This window comes from Pedobacter sp. 01N416 (assembly GCF_056399685.1).
The window spans coordinates 1-1,280 of record NZ_JBFTRT010000879.1 but is presented as its reverse complement, the minus strand read 5'-3'; the positions used below and the strand labels follow the sequence as shown (position 1 = coordinate 1,280).

2 protein-coding genes are annotated in these 1,280 nt (G+C 36.1%); both read right to left on the bottom strand.

The window, feature by feature from the left end; genetic code table 11:
- The coding region (locus tag AC1DND_RS28085; RefSeq protein WP_477586170.1) for a tetratricopeptide repeat protein at positions 1–747 on the bottom strand (747 nt) is incomplete at its 3' end.
- A gap of 79 nt (positions 748–826) precedes the next feature.
- On the bottom strand, positions 827–1,280 hold a 454-nt coding region (locus AC1DND_RS28080; protein WP_477586168.1), incomplete at its 5' end, for a PstS family phosphate ABC transporter substrate-binding protein.

Genomic DNA, 1,280 nt, shown 5'->3' with positions numbered 1-1,280 from the left:
CTGTAAATATAACTCACCTAACTCGCGGTAAGCAGGGCCATAGTTTGCATCAGCAGCAATTACATCTTGTAACTCTTTTTCACCTTCAGGAAAAGCCCTAGATTCTTTGTACATTTTACCAATCTGCGTTTTAGCTCTTCTATTGTTTGGATCAACATCACCAACACGCATGTATGGACCTAATGCCTCTGAATTTTTTTTCTGTAACGCATAGGCATCACCTTGTGCTAAGAAAACTTCAGCATCTTTATCTTTAGAATCTAACTCATCTGCTTTGGTAATGTTTGCTAAAGCGTTGGTAAAATCAGGTTTTGATACATCATCACTTGGTTTATCCTGTGCTAAATAGGCTTTACCGATATACAAATAAGTTTTGTAATCTTTCGGCGCCAAAGCTACTGCCTTGTCGAAATTAGTTTTAGCAGAACTTGGGTTATTAGATAACATATCTGCCTCACCTAAACCGATTAAGTTTAAGTTGTTTTTTGGATCAGCGGTAACACCTTTCGTAAATACGGCTCTAGCGGAGTCGATGTAACCGGTTTTTAAGTAAACCAAACCAAGATTGTAATAGTTATTACCATCTGATGCTTTTGAGCTCACCAATGACTTAAGCATTGATGATGCTTTCTGATACTGCTCCGCGTCGATGGCTTTTTTCGCGTCATTTAAATCTTGAGCAAAAACTGCAGAACCCATCAACACCAAACCTACATTTAAGGTTATTGCTTTCTTTAAAATTTTCATCGGATATTCTGTTTTTTTATTTAATAAAAATGAAGTGTCTCTTTAGATTTACTTCGTGGTTCAATTTATAATTTTTAATTTAATTTCCTTTTGTCAGGTTAATTTGTCTTGGCATTAATTTATGCGGGCCAAGTCCAGATTTAAGTACAATCAATTGTCCCCTCTGACTTCTTAACCATGTTGCAAATCCTGTGCCTAAACCATCTCTTCCCTCGCAATCTATAATATTTATATTTCTTAAGAAAGGATAAACACCGTTGATCAAGTTATCTTGAGTTGGTTTATAGAACTGATCGTCTCCTATCTTGCCTTTTACATTCTTTACGCCCAGCACCTTTATCTGAGAAAGGTATTCGCTCATCTCTGTATCCTTGTCCGTGATCCAATTCACGCCCAAAATACCAATAAAATCTTTATCTTCTGCAATAAGTTTAATTACTTCTTTGCTAGAATTTTTAGAGTAAACACCTGTAGCTGGAAATTGGCTGATATGGGCCAACTCTTTAAAATATTGAAAGGTACTTGAATAAGCG